General features: G+C 36.4%; 17 protein-coding genes. 3 read left to right on the forward strand and 14 right to left on the reverse strand.

The window, feature by feature from the left end:
• Nucleotide 1: 1 nt before the first annotated feature.
• Nucleotides 2-403 carry a hypothetical protein gene (locus LB449_RS01045; protein ID WP_224453220.1) on the forward strand — a complete coding sequence of 134 codons (402 nt, stop codon included), beginning with the start codon at nucleotides 2-4 and terminating at the stop codon, nucleotides 401-403.
• A gap of 9 nt (nucleotides 404-412) precedes the next feature.
• Here the strand turns inward: LB449_RS01045 and LB449_RS01050 are convergent, their stop codons facing one another.
• From LB449_RS01050 to LB449_RS01070, 5 genes are all read right to left on the reverse strand, one after another.
• Nucleotides 413-1,312 carry an EamA family transporter gene (locus tag LB449_RS01050; RefSeq protein WP_224453221.1) on the reverse strand — a complete coding sequence of 300 codons (900 nt, stop codon included), beginning with the start codon at nucleotides 1,310-1,312 and terminating at the stop codon, nucleotides 413-415.
• 12 nt (nucleotides 1,313-1,324) lie between these two features.
• Nucleotides 1,325-2,332, reverse strand: a complete 1,008-nt coding sequence (locus LB449_RS01055; protein ID WP_224453222.1) for an NAD(P)H-dependent glycerol-3-phosphate dehydrogenase — start codon at nucleotides 2,330-2,332, stop codon at nucleotides 1,325-1,327.
• 124 nt (nucleotides 2,333-2,456) lie between these two features.
• A complete protein-coding gene (gene nadD / locus LB449_RS01060; RefSeq protein WP_224453223.1) occupies nucleotides 2,457-3,038 on the reverse strand; it encodes a nicotinate (nicotinamide) nucleotide adenylyltransferase in 582 nt (193 codons plus the stop codon).
• The gene (gene gmk, locus LB449_RS01065; protein ID WP_224453224.1) at nucleotides 3,035-3,613 is read right to left on the reverse strand and encodes a guanylate kinase; all 579 of its coding nucleotides are present in this window, start codon (nucleotides 3,611-3,613) and stop codon (nucleotides 3,035-3,037) included. The genes nadD and gmk overlap by 4 nt, the downstream gene beginning before the upstream one ends.
• 2 nt (nucleotides 3,614-3,615) lie before the next feature.
• On the reverse strand, nucleotides 3,616-4,482 hold the full coding sequence (locus LB449_RS01070) for a YicC/YloC family endoribonuclease (protein WP_224453225.1): 867 nt from the start codon (nucleotides 4,480-4,482) through the stop codon (nucleotides 3,616-3,618).
• Between the two features lie 133 nt (nucleotides 4,483-4,615).
• Between LB449_RS01070 and lpxB the strand changes: the two genes are divergently transcribed.
• Nucleotides 4,616-5,743, forward strand: coding sequence for a lipid-A-disaccharide synthase (gene lpxB, locus LB449_RS01075; protein ID WP_224453226.1), 1,128 nt, complete (start codon nucleotides 4,616-4,618; stop codon nucleotides 5,741-5,743).
• 87 nt (nucleotides 5,744-5,830) lie between these two features.
• Here lpxB and LB449_RS01080 read toward each other — a convergent pair whose 3' ends face one another.
• Nucleotides 5,831-6,742, reverse strand: a complete 912-nt coding sequence (locus tag LB449_RS01080) for a NifU family protein (protein WP_224453227.1) — start codon at nucleotides 6,740-6,742, stop codon at nucleotides 5,831-5,833.
• 184 nt (nucleotides 6,743-6,926) lie between these two features.
• Here LB449_RS01080 and LB449_RS01085 point away from each other — a divergent pair, with 184 nt between their 5' ends.
• The gene (locus tag LB449_RS01085; RefSeq protein ID WP_455431235.1) at nucleotides 6,927-7,970 is read left to right on the forward strand and encodes a PorP/SprF family type IX secretion system membrane protein; all 1,044 of its coding nucleotides are present in this window, start codon (nucleotides 6,927-6,929) and stop codon (nucleotides 7,968-7,970) included.
• On the opposite strand, the gene murI is transcribed toward LB449_RS01085, so the two are convergent.
• The 8 genes from murI to LB449_RS01125 all read right to left on the reverse strand — a co-directional run bounded on the left by murI (nucleotide 7,967) and on the right by LB449_RS01125 (nucleotide 15,887).
• Nucleotides 7,967-8,755 (reverse strand): glutamate racemase, encoded by a 789-nt coding sequence (gene murI / locus LB449_RS01090; RefSeq protein ID WP_224453228.1) that lies wholly within the window; start codon nucleotides 8,753-8,755, stop codon nucleotides 7,967-7,969. The genes LB449_RS01085 and murI overlap by 4 nt on opposite strands.
• A 61-nt stretch (nucleotides 8,756-8,816) precedes the next feature.
• Complete coding sequence (locus LB449_RS01095) at nucleotides 8,817-9,326, reverse strand: OmpH family outer membrane protein (protein WP_224453229.1); 510 nt, start codon at nucleotides 9,324-9,326, stop codon at nucleotides 8,817-8,819.
• Nucleotides 9,327-9,354: 28 nt separating this feature from the next.
• Nucleotides 9,355-10,158 (reverse strand): OmpH family outer membrane protein, encoded by an 804-nt coding sequence (locus tag LB449_RS01100; protein WP_224453230.1) that lies wholly within the window; start codon nucleotides 10,156-10,158, stop codon nucleotides 9,355-9,357.
• A 32-nt stretch (nucleotides 10,159-10,190) separates the two neighbouring features.
• On the reverse strand, nucleotides 10,191-12,848 hold the full coding sequence (gene bamA / locus LB449_RS01105) for an outer membrane protein assembly factor BamA (RefSeq protein WP_224453231.1): 2,658 nt from the start codon (nucleotides 12,846-12,848) through the stop codon (nucleotides 10,191-10,193).
• Complete coding sequence (locus LB449_RS01110; RefSeq protein WP_224453232.1) at nucleotides 12,784-13,521, reverse strand: isoprenyl transferase; 738 nt, start codon at nucleotides 13,519-13,521, stop codon at nucleotides 12,784-12,786. Before LB449_RS01110 ends, bamA begins: the two co-directional genes overlap by 65 nt.
• Nucleotides 13,522-13,524: 3 nt before the next feature.
• Nucleotides 13,525-14,241, reverse strand: coding sequence for a type IX secretion system protein PorG (gene porG / locus LB449_RS01115; RefSeq protein ID WP_224453233.1), 717 nt, complete (start codon nucleotides 14,239-14,241; stop codon nucleotides 13,525-13,527).
• Between the two features lie 98 nt (nucleotides 14,242-14,339).
• Complete coding sequence (locus LB449_RS01120; RefSeq protein WP_224453234.1) at nucleotides 14,340-15,227, reverse strand: NAD kinase; 888 nt, start codon at nucleotides 15,225-15,227, stop codon at nucleotides 14,340-14,342.
• A gap of 3 nt (nucleotides 15,228-15,230) precedes the next feature.
• Nucleotides 15,231-15,887: a CBS domain-containing protein gene (locus LB449_RS01125; protein WP_224453235.1), complete on the reverse strand. Its 657-nt coding sequence runs from the start codon at nucleotides 15,885-15,887 to the stop codon at nucleotides 15,231-15,233.
• Nucleotides 15,888-15,935: the final 48 nt, after the last annotated feature.

Below are 15,935 nucleotides of genomic sequence, written 5' to 3' on the forward strand. Positions count from 1 at the left end.
AATGAAGAAGGATATAGAAAGAGATATTCCCGAAGTAAAAAATGTCTATGTCGTAGCTTCATTTGAGTACAATAAGATATTCAAAGTTGAAGAGTGGACTATTTATTTGTTGAATGACAATTCTGAAGCGATTGAAACAGTCTTAATTGTCTCTAAGGGTGAAAGTAGAACTAAAAAAACTTCAGTGCTAAGAAAGAAATTAGAAGTCTTACCTGGTAAATCATTCGCCAAGCTTGAATTTCTTCATGAAGATGTGTTGGAAGTAGAAAATATTTTTCAAGTCACTTATTTTATCGATGGAAAACTGATGCACAAAGACTTTAAATTTCCAAAACACAGCTTAAAATCTAAAGAAATAAAAGACCTACCACTATTATCTTCGAAAGGAATTATAGCAGATTAGCCTCAAATCCTACAAAGGTTCTTTTTTGACTTTCTTCAAATTCATCAGTACTATCGAAGATAAAATCAGAAGAATTCCTATCCATTTGAAGATATTTTGATCTTCATGTAGAACGAAATATCCCATCAAAACTGCTACTGGAAGTTCGATAGAAGAAATGATAGCACCAAGCCCTACATTTATTTTAGGCATGCCAGCGGTGAAAAATAAAGGCGGTAAAATAGTTCCAAATAGAGCCAAAATAGGCCCCCATAGTATAAAAATACCAAAATCCATGTACTCAATTAACTCTGGTAAGGTGATGATCGAAACGACTATAAGTCCGCCTAGCATCATCCATTTGCTTCTGGTGATAGGATGGTATTGAGTCCCCACACTGTTAGAAGTCATAATCGTCACTGTGTAAGAAAGCGCAGCCAAAATACCAAAACCTATACCTGCGAGTTCAACGTCTTGTTCTTCGATCAGTAAATCTGCAGCCAGAACCGTCCCTATCAAAATAAGAATGACAGAGATGATCTTAATTTTAGTCGGTTTTATCTTATTGATGATACTATCCAGAACCACACCTATCCATACGCTTTGCATCAATAACACAATCCCTACAGAAACTGTGATATACTGCATGGCCAGATAGTAGAAGATACTTGTAAAACCCAAGGAAGTTCCAGCAAGCATAAGGAAGAATATCGTTTTACGTCTCAAAGCTTGATCTGTAATGGGGGGCTTTTTCTTTTTCAAAAAAAGATTCAAAATGACTAAAGCCACAAACCCGATTAGTATTTGTGAAAACGTAACTTCATAAGCGGTATAATGCTCATCGTAGGCGAGTTTTACAAAAGTTGTAAGCAAACCATAGCATGAAGCACCCAGTGCAACCAGGATGCCGCCTTTTAAAACTGAATTCATTGAGGTATTTTATTAATTAAGCTTGTCAGCTAATTTTTCGAAGATTTTTTTCGGATTCTTTCCTTCGTATAAAACTTTGTAAACTGCATCTATAATAGGGGTTCGTGATTTTTTATTCCCAAAGGTTTTGCTGATTTCGTAAGCGGAGTTTGTCGCATAATAGCCTTCTGCGACCATGCTCATTTCCATCTGGGCACTTTTTACCGTATAGCCTTTGCCAATCATATTTCCAAAATAGCGATTTCGGCTAAAGACCGAGTAACCAGTCACCAGTAAATCTCCTAGATAAGCAGAATCGTTAATGTTTCTTTTCATCTTGTAGCGCTTTTTTATAAAGCGTTTCATCTCTCGTATGGCATTACTCATAAGGACACTTTGGAAATTATCTCCGTAGCCAAGACCATGTGCAATTCCTGCAGCAATCGCATAGATATTCTTAAGTACAGCGGCATATTCAGTTCCTATCACGTCTTCAGAAACATTGCATTTTATATAATCACTACTAAGAAATCGAGCCAGTGTTGTAGCATGGTCTTCATTGGCGCAGGCAATGGTCAGGTAAGACAAGCGTTCCAATGCCACTTCTTCCGCGTGACAGGGACCAGTAATGACTCCAATCCTCTCAAATGGGATATCATATGCACTGTGAAAATGTTCTCCAACTAATTGTTGGGATTCCGGCACAATCCCCTTAATCGCGCTAAAGATGATTTTGTCCGAAATATCTACAGTGATTTTGTCTAGTTCTTTTTTTAAAAACGCTGAGGGTACTACGAAAATCAAAAAATCTGATTCTTGAATCACCTTGTTGATGTCGCTGGACAATTTTATCTGTTTTGGATCAAACTCAACGGCGCTGAGGTAGTTGGGGTTATGATGCTCCCTCTCAATATGGTCTATGACTTCCGGTTTTCTTACATACCAATTGACTTCTGGTACATTTTCGCATAGCATTTTAACGATGGCTGTTGCCCAGCTACCGCTACCGATGACGCCAAAATTGGGATTAGGATTTGTCATATGTTTTGTTTTTCAGTTTTCTTTTCGCACAACTCTTGTGCTTCTCTGATATTTTCTAAACTTGATAAATATTAATACAATATATTTCAGATTAACAAATCTTTAATCTGCTGATGTGATTCCTTTATCTGTAAAAATTCATCTCGTCTATATATTCCCAAACTTTGTGTTGGAGCAAAGGCGTTACGTTTTTACCAGACTTTATCATTTCTCTTATAAGTGTCGATGAGATTTCCATGATTGGAGTATCGGTGGCAAATATTTTCGGATGATCTTGAAATTGTTCCGGTATTTCAGATTTTGTAGTTCTGGGGCAAACATAGACTTCATGATGTTCCAAGATAGTTTCATAATTTTTCCACTTATGGAAATTTACCAGATTATCTTCTCCCATGATCAACGCAAAACTCGAATCTGGATGTGAATCCCTCAGCTCTGCTAATGTCTTGGAAGTATAATTGGGCTGAGGTAACTTGAATTCCACATCGCAGGGCTTGAGTTTTTCATACTCTTCGGTTGCTCGATACACTAGCTCAAATCTGTGATGGTTTTCCAAAAGACTATTTTTCTTTTTAAAAGGGCTTTGAGGAGTAATCACAAGCCAAACCTCTTCCAAGTCTGTATGTTCCGTCAAATGATTGGCAATGATCAAATGCCCAATATGAAAGGGGTTGAACGTCCCGAAATATAAGCCTACTTTTTTCATTTAATAAAGTCTTTGACCAAATGATAGGCTTCATCCAGTGCTGTGTCCAAATCTTCATTCACAATAATGTGATCAAATTGCGGAGCAGTTGCCATTTCAATAGAGGCTTTGGCAACTCTCATCGCGATACGGTCATTTGACTCTGTCTTTCTCTTTTTAAGTCTGATCTTGAGTTCTTCTATACTGGGTGGTTCTACAAAAACTGCCAGTGTTTGCTCTGGATAAATGCGCTTGATGTCCAGACCTCCAACAACGTCAATATCAAAAACCACGTGTTTCCCCATCGCCCAGATGCGTTCCACTTCAGAATTTAAGGTGCCGTAGAAATTATCTCTGTAGACTTCTTCCCATTCCAGAAAATCATCATTTTTGATGTGTGATTTGAACTCTTTCAAGTCCATGAAATAATAATCCTCACCATCCACTTCATTTTCTCTAGGTGATCTTGAAGTGGCAGAGATAGAAAATTCCAGGTCCAAATCCTCTTGTGCTAACAGATGTCTCACTATAGTTGTTTTTCCAGAACCTGAAGGCGCAGAAAATACAATAATTTTACCTTGTTTTTTATCATCCATACTTACAGTACGTTAAGCAATTGTTCTTTTATCTTTTCAAGTTCATCTTTCATTTGCACCACGGCTTTTTGCATAGGGGCGAAGTTGGATTTGCTCCCTATAGTATTGATTTCTCTACCGATTTCCTGGCAAATAAAATTGAGTTTTTTACCATTAGAATCAGAAGAATTTAGAGCTTTTAAGAAATATGATAAGTGATTATCGAGTCTCGTCTTCTCCTCGGTAATGTCGTATTTTTCGATATAATAAATCAATTCTTGCTCAAATCGATTTTCGTCAATCTTTTCCTTAAGGTCTTCGATGCCCTTTCTCAACCTCGTCTTTACGTGCTCGATTCGTTCCGGGTCAATGGATTTCACTTCTGAAAGTAATTCAGTCAGATTTTGAATTCTGAGTTCAAAATCTTCTTTCAAAACTTTTCCCTCATCAGTTCTGAAGGTGTTGATTTGCTCCAAAGCCAGATCCAAAACCTTATAAACCGCCTGAGAATCTTCCTTTTCTAATTCATTTTTCTCCGAACTTAAAGCATTTGGCAATGTCATTGCGATTTGAAGTATGCGACTGTCGTCTTCTAAGGTCGAGACTGGAAGCGCTTTAAGTTGTTTCAAATAATTTTCGACAACTTTAGTATTGATTTTGGCCGTACTTTCCTCATCGTGTTTTTCAACCTGAAGAGAAAAATCAACTTTTCCTCGGCTGAGGCTTTGTGAAAGCTTATTTCTGATAGGAAGCTCCAGCTCTCTGAATTCTGATGGAATTCTTACGTTGGCATCTAAGTTTTTACTATTGAGAGATTTTATCTCAACGGTAAATGTTTTGCCAGCTTCTACAAGCTTGCTTTTACCGTAACCGGTCATGGATTGAATCATAAATTCTTTGTCTTAAAAAGATTCTGCAAATGTAGCAAATCCCATAGGAACTCAAGAATGAACTTGAAGCTTAGCTTAAGGTCTACTGCTTATTTTATTGTAATTTCGTTTATCGATTGATTTAAAAAACTAGATGAAATATTATATCATAGCTGGTGAAGCTTCCGGTGACCTTCACGGCTCCAACTTGATGCAAGCTTTATTGGAAAAAGACAGTTCAGCAGAATTCAGGTTCTGGGGAGGTGATCTCATGGCTGAAGTAGGAGGAACTTTAGTAAAGCACTACCGTGAACTTGCTTTCATGGGGTTTTGGGAAGTAATCACGAACCTAAAAACCATACTAAACAACATCAAACTCTGTAAAGCTGATATTTCTAAATATCAGCCGGATGCAATCATATTTGTCGATTATCCTGGCTTTAATATGAGGATTGCAAAGTGGGCTAAGGAGCAGGGTATGGCGACGCATTACTATGTATCCCCTCAAATCTGGGCCTGGAAGGAAAGCAGAATAAAAGACATCAAAAGGGATGTTGACCACATGTATGTGATACTTCCTTTTGAAAAAGAATTTTATGAAGTAAAGCACAACTTTAAGGTTTACTTTGTAGGTCATCCGCTTTTAGACCAAATTGAAAAGCGTAAGGAAATCAGTTTTGAAGAGTTTAAAAATAAGCATGACCTGGACGATAAGCTGATTATCGCTTTGCTACCCGGAAGTCGTAAACAGGAAATATCTGTAATGCTTTCAGTGATGCTTTCAGTAGTCCGTGATTACCCCACTTATCAATTTGTGATTGCAGGAGCACCAAGTCAGGATGAAGAATTTTATGAGTCAGTAGTGTCAAATTCCGAAGTAAAATTCATTACTAATGACACTTATAACTTATTAAGTAAATCTCATGCGGCATTAGTGACTTCGGGAACAGCGACTCTGGAGACAGCTTTGTTTGAAGTGCCGGAAGTGGTTTGCTACAAAGGAAACCTTATTTCTTATTGGATCGCTAAACAAATTGTGAAACTGGATTATATCTCACTGGTGAACTTGATTATGAATCGAGAAGTGGTGAAGGAATTGATTCAAAATGAATTTACATCCAAAAACCTTAAACTGGAATTGGATAAAATTTTAGAATCTTCTACAAGAGAAGTGATGCTTTCGGATTATAAAGACTTGAAAACAAAACTCGGCGGTACAGGCGCAAGCCGCCGTACCGCCGAGTTGATATTAAAAAGTTTTCGTCAAGGGACAAGCAAGTAATTTTTACTGTCATTTTGCACCTCTCCTTGTGAGAGGTCAGATTTATGTTTATAAATCTGGGTGAGGATTCATATGAGTGAAGCTTTCTTATCCGTTAAAAGCTACTACATTATTGATTTTACCTTGAAGCATTTCCTTAAGCATAGTTTCGATTCCATTTTTCAAAGTAATTGTAGAGGAAGGGCATCCACTACAAGCGCCTTGCAAGATCACTTCTACGTCTTTGGATTCTTTATTGTAAGACTTAAATACGATATTTCCACCATCACTTGCTACTGCTGGTTTTACGTATTCTTCCAAAATCTGTACGATTTCTTTGGATACGTCGTCCAGGTCGGAAGTGTCAATTTTTGGTGTAGAGGATTCTTCAGCTTTCTCTTTAGAAACCGATCCCGTTTTTAAGATGGTTCCGCCTTCTTCAATATAATCTTTTATAAACCCTCGGAGTTCATTGGTGATCATGTCCCACTCAGCCATGTCGTATTTGTTGATGGAAATGTAATTCTCATCCATAAATACTTCTTTCACGAAAGGAAAGTGAAATAACTTCTGGGCCAAAGGTGAACGGTCGGCGTCATCAATAGTTTTAAATTCTGCAGATTCCAGCACCAATTTTTTGTTGGCTACAAACTTCATCACAGAAGGATTTGGTGTGCTTTCGGCATAAACCGTAACCGGGACTTTCTTTGTAGATTCGGCCTCTTCTTCCTTAACGATCTCTCCACCTTCGTTGAGGTGTTTCAACAATTGTTCTGCGACTTCACCTTGTACGTCTTCCCATTCTACAATATTGAATTTTTCAATAGCTATAAAATTTTGAGAAATGTAGACAGTCTTTACAAATGGAAGGTAAAACAGTTGGGAAGCTATAGGCGACTTAATAGCCTCTTCGATATTATGATATTCGTAGCCCTTTTGCTTTGTAAGGAATTCATTGAATTCAAATTTAAGTATGGAAGGCTTGTTAGTTGATTTTATTTCTACGGTATAATTCGACATGATCCTGATTTTTTACAAAATTACAAAACAATAATTTAGAATTGATCTAATTGAGTTTCTATTAGGATTTAAAAACTAACTGATTATGAAGTCTTAAATTTTTCTTGATTGATAGCAAATCAAATAGATGGAGGACAATAAAATGTATATTTGAATACTATATCATTTTTTATAAAATTATTTTTTGAAATCGATAAATTTTTTTTCACCTCTTCAAAAGTTATTTGGAACAATTTTTTTACTGATTGTTGGATTGGCATCTAATGCTGCATACTCCCAAAACCTGAGTTTGCCAATTTATTCTGATTACCTGACGGACAACTATTATTTGGTACACCCTTCAATGGCTGGTGCCTCCAATTTTAATAAGATAAGACTTACGGGCAGGCAACAATGGTTTGATGTGAATGAAGCTCCGAGTTTACAAACCATGAGTGTAAATGGTAGGGTAAACGATAAAGTGGGCTTAGGCGGTATTTTCTATAATGATGCCAATGGAAGATTCACTCAGCAAGGGGCCTTAGCTACGTTTGCTTATCACCTCATGTTTTCAAGATCTACTGCAGATATCAATCAACTTTCCTTTGGTCTAAGTGCCGGTGTGGTTCAGGATCGCCTCGATCAAAGAGGTCTCAATTTAATAGGCAATCCAGATCCTGCAATTGATGGTTCTCAACAATCTGAAACACTCTTTAATGTTGACTTTGGAGTTTCTTATTTCTTTTTAGATTTTTTTGCACACCTCACATTGAAAAACATTCTCCCGCAACAACGAACGGTTTTTTCTGAAGTATTTGAAACTGAAAATCAGCGTCAATACCTGGCTTCAGTAGGTTACACTATTTCATCCTTACAGTCTCGATGGATTTTTGAACCTTCCTTGTTTTTCCAACATAGAGAAGCAATAAATCAGTCTAATATTGATATAAACGCAAAAGCGTATTATCAACTTAATGTAGGCCAAGTCTGGGGTGGAGTTTCATACAGAAGAGCCCTAGATGGCATTGATTTTACAGCACCAGGAAATCAAGCTCAATCACAAAATTTACAATATATTTCGCCATTTGTCGGGTTTAATTACAACCGGTTCATGGTGGCTTACACCTATTCTCATCAAGCATTTTCTGAAGTTATTTCAACTTCTGGTTTTCATCAAATCACTATTGGTTACGATTTCGGAGAAAACAGAAAGCGCCAGAAATGTATTTGCCCAGCAGTAAACTATTAAAAATCCATCTGTTTTACTCCAACATTGTGAATTTCTTTGACGAGTTCCTTAACGTGATAAACATTATCCGCATTGGTATACACCTGAACTTGCCCTTCTGTTTTTGAAGAGGTTTTGAGCTTGTTTTTTCTCAACACGGCTTCAGTCTGTTTTGCGACTGCTCTTCCTGAATCTATAATTTTCACATGAGAAGGGAGGAGATGTTTTAGCTGAGGGATAATGTATGGGAAATGAGTGCAACCTAAAACCAGGTAATCAATGCTTTGATGTATAAAAGGCTGTATCTGTTCTTCCAATTGTTTTATAAACTTTTCATCTTTAGTCCAGCCTCCTTCAACAGCCTCTACAATACCTTTTCCTATGACTTCAATAACATCTATACCCTGGGTAAAGGCTTCCGAGGTTTGTTTAAACAGTTCACTACTCAACGTTCCTTTGGTAGCCAACACTCCAATTCTTTTTACTTCTGAATGTAAGGCTGCTGGTTTTATAGCGGGTTCTATCCCTATAAAGGGGAGTTGATAATTTTGTCTTAGATAAGCAATAGCATTAGTAGTGGCAGTATTGCAGGCGACCACTATTAGTTTTGCCCGCATGCTCAATGCAAGTTCTGTATTTTTTACACTCAGATTAATGATTTCTTGGGGAGTTCGTTCTCCGTAAGGAGCATTTTTACTATCGGCCAGATAGATAAAATTTTCTTTGGGTAAAAGCTCTACTATTTCCTTTAAAATAGAGGTTCCTCCTACGCCAGAATCAAATAAAACAATAGGTTGTTGAGACATATTAAAATAAAAAGACCATCACAAAGATGGTCTTTTTGTATGAATTATAAAGTAAATTGGATTACTCTCCTATAGCAACTTTAGCGTCTTGCATCAAGTCGTAACCGTCTGCCATTAATACGCCAGAACCCAGTGAAGAATCCAATACAAAATCGTATCCTTTTTCTCTAGCTACTTTCTGGATCACTTCTCTTGCTCTTTCAAGAACAGGTCTCATCAATTCCTCCTGTTTTTTCTGAAGATCCTCAGATGCAGTTTGTCTGTACTCTTGTATAGACTGTTGCATTTCTTGAAGCTCCATAGCTCTTTTTTGATTTTCTTCTTCAGTTTTAGTACCTGCTTCTCTTTGGTAACGCTCATTAGTTTTTTGCGCTTCTTTTAGCAAGTCGTCTATCTCTTTACGGTAAGTTTTCTCGCGTTGATCTAGTTCTGTCATTGCAGATTTATAACTTGGTAAGTTTTGTACAAATTCCTGTGAGTTAATGTGTGCAATTTTAGATTGTGCATTTGTGGTTGCCATCAATCCAAAAGACAATACCAAGGCTATTACAATTGTTTTTAATGTTCTCATTTCTTAATTTTTAGTTTAGTGATTATAATTAATTGTTTTCTCTTGCGTTTTTTATAGAGTCTCTTTCTCGTTGTCTTTCTTCTCTTTGTTTTAGTATTCTAGCTCTTCTTTCTTCAAATTGACGTTTTCTGGCATCTCTTAAAGAATCTTTTTGTCTTTGACGCTCATCGATTAGAGCTTCTCTTTCACTTTTGCGCTCCTCTTCTTTCAGAGCCTTTTCTTCTTTTTTAATTTCGTCTTCTTCTGCTTTTTCAACAGATTTATAATCATCAAGTTCTTCTATTACATCTGCAGTTTCTACACCTGCACCTCGGGAATTCCTATTGATCAACTTAAGAATGACTTCACTCAAGTCGTGTCTTCTTGCCGAAAACAAAAGTAAGGCTTCTGCGGAGTTTTCAAAAATAAAATCATAATCTCTGCTATCTCCTATTTCCTGAATGGCATTGAATACCTGATCTTGTATGGGTTGTATTAATTGTCTTTTCTGAACAATAAAATCACCTGAAACTCCAAAGCGTTTGTTGCGGTACTCAAGTAATTTATTCTCTAAAAAACTGATTTCATCTTCCATGTCCTGTACAAGTTCAGCTGTAAGAAGAGGTCTTTCATTTTCAAGTTCAGCTTTAAGACTATTGATTTCATTTTGCTTGCTTTCAATTTCAGTCCTCCATTGCTGGGCTTTCATATCCAACTGATTAGAAGCTTGCTTATATTCAGGAAGTTTTTCCAATACGTAATCCATATCTACATAAGCTATTTTCAAGCCACCTTGACCAAACATGGTAAATGAAAATATACTTAAGAATAAAAGGTATTTTAAAAACTTCATATCTCTAGTGTATTAAAAACTGTGCCATCTTTTTAAAATTGCTGGCCAATAATGAAATGCGTTTCCCATCCATTTGCCCCGGTGTTTGATCCAGGTATTGGATCAAAACCATAACCAAAGTCAATACCAAGCAATCCAAATGCAGGCATGAAAATTCGTAAACCAGCACCAGCAGAACGACTCATCTCAAATGGAGTAAAATCTTTAAACTGATCGAAAGTAGCACCACCTTCCAGGAAGGCAAGTCCATATATGGAAGCCGTTGGCTTCAATGTGATAGGATACCTCAATTCCATGGTGTATTTGTTATAGATTGAAGCACCATCATTGAAACTTTCTTCTCCGCCTACAGTTCTAGATCTAGGAAGTATAGACTGATTAGGATAACCTCTTAAGGCAACAATCTCACGACCATCCAGGGCAAAACCTGCAAGGCCATCACCACCCAAGAAAAAACGTTCAAATGGAGGAATACCCCTGTCATTGTTATAAGCTCCAAGAAATCCGTATTCAAACCGTGTTCTTAAAACCAATTTATCAAATAGATTATTGTACCAGTCTCCACTAAATTTTACTTTATAAAACTCCAGCCAATTAAATCTCTGTTGATCAATTCTTGCTAGGGCTTCATTATCGTTGGTTGCTAGGGCTTCATTTCTTTCATCTCTAAGTTGTTCATAATCTACGTCGTTAAATGCAGAGTATGGCAAGGTGAACTTTACAGAAAAATCAAACTCAGAGCCACCCATTGGGAAAATAGGGTTGGTAAACGTATTGTTTCTGTTCAGCCCTACGGTAAATGACAAGTTATTCGAACTACCATTCGGGAATCTAAATAAACCGATGTTGTAATTGTTTAATTGGAAATTTTGATAACCAACATTGGTAGATAAAGTAAAGTTTTGATCGGGTTCTCTTAGACGTTTTGCAAAACCCACATTTATTCCAGAAATAGTAAAGCTTCTATCGTTGTCTGCTCTTCTCGTTAAAGGATTAAATAAAAATTGAATGGTTTGAGATAAAGAAACCGAGAGCTGTACCGGTTTTTTACCGCCAAGCCAAGGCTCTACAAAGGATAAGCTATAGTTTTGGAAAGCGATACTAGCTTGAGCCCTCAAAGAAAGTGATTGCCCATCTCCCATCGGTACAGGTTTATAGGCTTCTTTATTAAAGAGATTCTTAATTGAGAAGTTGTTGAATCTTAGACCAAGCGTTCCAATAAAGCCACCGCCACCGTAACCACCTTGAAGTTCTATCTGGCTACTTCCTTGTTCTTCTACGATATAATGCAAGTCTAAAGTACCAGACTGAGGATCTACACTCTCAAACTTTGGTTCCAAATTCTCAGCGTTGAAAAACCCGAGTTGTCCAAGCTCACGAATGGTGTTCATGACATCCTGCTTGCTATATTGTTGTCCCGGACGTGTTCTTAAATTTCGGAAAATAACATTATCATTGGTTTTGTCGTTTCCTGTGACCAAAATTTCATTGAAATAAGCAATTTTTCCTTCGTTGATTCTGATTTCAAAATCAATAGTATCGTTGTATATTCTTGTTTCTACTGGAGTGATATTCGAGAACAAATACCCGTTGTTTTGATACAAGTTTGTTAGATCGTCTGCATCTGGTTTTTCATTGTTTGCAATCTTATTTTGTAGGATGGTACCATTGTAAGGGTCACCTTTACGAATTCCCATTAATTGATTAAGCTGGGCGTCTGTATATGCAGAATTTCCAAGAAATTCAATATTTCCAAAATAATATCGGTCTCCCTCCTTCACTTCGATATTGACAGCGATGTCTGTATCAGATTTAACAACGACCGAGTCATTGACAATTCTCGCATCACGATAACCTTTTTCTTTAAACTTCTTGATTACTCTTTCTTTGTCAGCCTCGTATTCATCTTCAATAAACTTGGAGCGTTTCCAGAACCTTAAGAAAAACTTTTCCTTAGTTTTCTTCATCATTCGTTTAACCTTCCAATCCGAAAATTGCTCATTACCCTCAATATTGATAGAGCTAATCTTTACTTTGTCTCCTTGTTCAATATTCACAGTCATATCTACCAGGTTATCTGTGGATGTGGTATCTACAACAGGTGTGGTAGTAATATTTGCTTTAGCGTTGAGAAAGCCTTTTTCTTTATATTTATCCTCAAGGTTATTGCGTAGATTAACGATAAAATTCTCTGTGACCTTCGTGTTCTTTTGTAATTTGTTGTCCTTTACAATTTCAGATCGTTTACGCTTTTTTACACCTCTTATTTTGACGTCATTTAGTTTTGGAACTTCAACAATTTCAAGTTGTAGATCTGCAGTATCTCCATCTACATTTTTCAGATAAAAGTTGATATCGCTAAACAAGCCAAGATCCCAAAGTTTCTTCAACACCTTGCTTATCTTGTCACCAGGAATATAAATTTCATCTCCTTTTTTAAGACCTGTAAAGGCAATTACTGTTTGCTCGTTATAGCTCGAAGAACCAACGACCTCTATTTCTCCAAGAGTATATTTCTTGCCGGCAGATTCTAAAGGTGAATTCTGAGCGTTTGTAATTACGCTAAATAATATAATGGCCAGAACAGATATGTATCGTGTTGTTCTAGCAAACAATAAGGAGCACTTAGAGTTGTTCACTTGTTTTTCCAAATCTTCTTTCTCTTTTTTGATATTCGTAAATTGCTTCAAAAAGGTTATCTTTTCTGAAATCTGGCCAAAGAACATCTGTAAAATATAATTCTGCGTAGGCCATTTGCCAAAGTAAAAAATTACTGATTCGCTGCTCACCGCTTGTCCGAATCATCATATCTACGTCTGGTAAATTTTGAGTGTAAAGATGCTTATTTATTGTAGATTCATCAATACTTTCTAAATCTATTATGTTATTTTTTACCTTTTCACTAATTAACTTCACAGCTTGGGTCAGCTCTTCCCTAGAGCCATAACTCAAAGCAAGAGTGAGAGTCATGTGATCGTTATGCGCGGTTTTTTCAATAACCTCATTGAGCTCTTTTCTAGCCTTAGAAGGTAAATTATTTATACAGCCTATGGCTTGAAGCTTTATTTTGTTGTCTTGCAAAGTTTTGATTTCTTCTTTTAAAGAGGAAACAAGAAGTTTCATGAGGGTTTGGACTTCAAACTTTGGTCGGTTCCAGTTTTCTGTAGAAAATGCGTAAAGGGTCAAATTTTGAACACCTAGTTCTGCACAACTCTCAACCGTTTCTCTCACGGCTTTAGTCCCTTTTTCGTGACCTCGAACCCGCATTAAGCCTTGCTTTTTTGCCCACCGTCCGTTACCATCCATAATGATGGCGATGTGTTTTGGTAATCGTTCTACTATTATATTTGATTTATAATCCATTCACTAAAAATTGCAGTAACAAGGCTTACGACCAAAGGTATAAGTAAGCGTTATTCCTGTAAAAATGTACCAATCGTTCATATTTGAATTTCCAAAGGTAGGATAAATTGGAGGACTAACTATTTCATCTGGTGCACTTCCGTCAAGATTATCCGTAAAGGTATATCTGGCCCCAAACTCTGCTGCCAATATCCAGTGCCTGCTTAAGGTTCCTTTTACTCCAAATACCAAAGGTATTGCAAAATTAGAGGTTGATTCTCCTTCTGCAAGTTCGTTGGTTGCCGGATCTAAATAAAATTCGTTGGTGAAAAAATATGTAGGTCCTGTATAAATATAAGGAGTAAAAAGAGGTCTTTTAAGTTCATGAAGATCCCATTCAAAAAAGTTAAATTCAAGACCCAAAGACAATTCAGTAATATCGGTTTCAAAATTATACCCTCGAGCTAGTTTTTTTGGCTCGTCTGATCTAAGATCATTGCCAAAAGTGTTGACCCTTATTGCAGTAAACCTAAAGGCATGCCTAGGACTGCGGTTCCATTTTAAAACGACCCCATATGAAACTTTATCTTCACTAAAATAATCCTCGGATCTAGTGAAAGAGGATGACCCTACATCTCCAACAAAATTTGCACCTCCAATGATCAAACCTGCTTCATAGGTTTGTGCTTTAGTCAAGCTGATACTGAAACATAAATAAATGCTTAACAGGATATATCTCATAGAGTTTCAAAAGTTTGCAAATATAAAAATATCGGATTCAATGACTTGTGTTTTTATTCTTTTGTCTCTAAAAACACTTTTGAATGGAATTTATTGTTTCAGTTGCGTTTATCTTGACCCCACAATAGTTTTTTCCGAAGTGTAGTAATAAAGCTATCATTTTGTAGCCAGACGAGTTTGATTTTGAAATCCGCTTTTCTTATACGGACAATAGTGTTTTTGTCTAGACTAGCTAGTCTAGAGTCTAGAGAAATAAGATATTGATCTTCCCTCCCAGAAATTTTCAATTTTATTTCTAAGTCATCTTGTATAACAAGAGGTCTGGCGTTTAGGTTGTGAGGCGCAATAGGCGTTATAATGAAACTTTTGGTTTGTGGAGTAACCACTGGTCCTCCACAACTTAGCGAATAGCCGGTAGAACCAGTAGGAGTAGAAATTATAATTCCATCAGACCAATAAGAATTTAGAAATTCATCATTAAGCCAGGTTTCTATGGTGATCATTGACGTGGTTTCCTTTCTGCTAATGGCTACATCATTGAGCGCAAACGGAAAATTGTCAAGAATCTTTTCTTTGGTTTCGAGATTTACTTCTAATAGTGAGCGCTCAGAAACTTTATAATTCCCTGAAAGTATTTCTTCAATACTCTTTTTAATTTCATCTTTATGAATTGTTGCTAAAAATCCGAGTCTACCGGTATTGATGCCTACAATAGGTATATCTAGATTTTTTACAAATTTTGTCGCAGATAAAATGGTTCCATCACCACCAATGGTAAAAAATAAATCTACAGATTCATCCAAAGTTTCAAAAGTGGAATATTTTTCTAAATTCCTCACTGGCTTTTCTTCAACTAACATTCTGTAGTAATCTTCTTCTATAATAATACTGATGTAATTTTTTTCTAAAACCTCTAGAAGCTGGATGAGATACTTTTCAGTTTCAGGATAGAATGACTGGCCGAAAATTGCGACAGTTTTTACCATGATTTATATATCAAGATATTTATTGAGATAATCTGAATGTTCTTTCAAATCTTCAGCAAATAAGTCTTCAGGGTGCTCACTTGCGATTTGGTATTCGTACCTACGGAAAGTTTGTAAAATTTCATTAATGCCTTGATGTTCAACTTTAACTGTCACTTCAACAAATTCTTCTGAAAGTTTACTGATATACATTCCAGAAAATCTGGCATTTAAAGTTTCTATGAGCTGAGCGACTTCACTAAAGGCAAATTTTGTTCTTTCTTTTCTTAAGATCATGACTTCACCTTCATTGGCTACAAAGGGGGTTTCGCCAAAAAGATCCAATACATCTTCTAGCTTTACAACGCCTACATAGTTTTTGTCAGTGTCCAATATCGGCAGTAAGTTAGTTTGATGATTGGCAAATTCATGAATAAGATCTAAGGTGGTTTTATGACTTTCTGCATAAAACACTTCTACTAAATATTTGAATTCTGAAAGTGTAGAGGTTTGCTGTAGCTCCAAAAGGTCATTGACATTTACACTTCCTTTAAAAACCCCTTTTTTAAAAACAGGCAGATGATTAAACTTTGAAGCTTTGAAAGCTAGTTTAATATCTGAAATCGTGTCTGAAACCTGTATAGGTTTTAAAGTTTGGTCTATAAAATTTTGCCAAATCATAAGGTCATGTTTTCTTGCAAAATACATAAAATACAAGCAAAGTCTTTC

The sequence above is a fragment of the Psychroflexus lacisalsi genome, assembly GCF_020164495.1.
In the GTDB taxonomy this organism is placed as follows: Bacteria; Bacteroidota; Bacteroidia; order Flavobacteriales; family Flavobacteriaceae; genus Psychroflexus; species Psychroflexus lacisalsi.

Coding starts and splice junctions, on each gene's coding strand:
- LB449_RS01055 (WP_224453222.1), bottom strand. CDS start 2,332: ATGACAAATCCTAATCCCAATTTTGGCGTCATCGGTAGCGGTAGCTGG.
- porG (WP_224453233.1), bottom strand. CDS start 14,241: ATGAGATATATCCTGTTAAGCATTTATTTATGTTTCAGTATCAGCTTG.
- LB449_RS01070 (WP_224453225.1), bottom strand. CDS start 4,482: ATGATTCAATCCATGACCGGTTACGGTAAAAGCAAGCTTGTAGAAGCT.
- LB449_RS01110 (WP_224453232.1), bottom strand. CDS start 13,521: ATGGATTATAAATCAAATATAATAGTAGAACGATTACCAAAACACATC.
- nadD (WP_224453223.1), bottom strand. CDS start 3,038: ATGAAAAAAGTAGGCTTATATTTCGGGACGTTCAACCCCTTTCATATT.
- LB449_RS01100 (WP_224453230.1), bottom strand. CDS start 10,158: ATGAAGTTTTTAAAATACCTTTTATTCTTAAGTATATTTTCATTTACC.
- LB449_RS01050 (WP_224453221.1), bottom strand. CDS start 1,312: ATGAATTCAGTTTTAAAAGGCGGCATCCTGGTTGCACTGGGTGCTTCA.
- LB449_RS01120 (WP_224453234.1), bottom strand. CDS start 15,227: ATGGTAAAAACTGTCGCAATTTTCGGCCAGTCATTCTATCCTGAAACT.
- LB449_RS01080 (WP_224453227.1), bottom strand. CDS start 6,742: ATGTCGAATTATACCGTAGAAATAAAATCAACTAACAAGCCTTCCATA.
- murI (WP_224453228.1), bottom strand. CDS start 8,755: ATGTCTCAACAACCTATTGTTTTATTTGATTCTGGCGTAGGAGGAACC.
- gmk (WP_224453224.1), bottom strand. CDS start 3,613: ATGGATGATAAAAAACAAGGTAAAATTATTGTATTTTCTGCGCCTTCA.
- LB449_RS01095 (WP_224453229.1), bottom strand. CDS start 9,326: ATGAGAACATTAAAAACAATTGTAATAGCCTTGGTATTGTCTTTTGGA.
- LB449_RS01125 (WP_224453235.1), bottom strand. CDS start 15,887: ATGATTTGGCAAAATTTTATAGACCAAACTTTAAAACCTATACAGGTT.
- LB449_RS01045 (WP_224453220.1), top strand. CDS start 2: ATGAAGAAGGATATAGAAAGAGATATTCCCGAAGTAAAAAATGTCTAT.
- lpxB (WP_224453226.1), top strand. CDS start 4,616: ATGAAATATTATATCATAGCTGGTGAAGCTTCCGGTGACCTTCACGGC.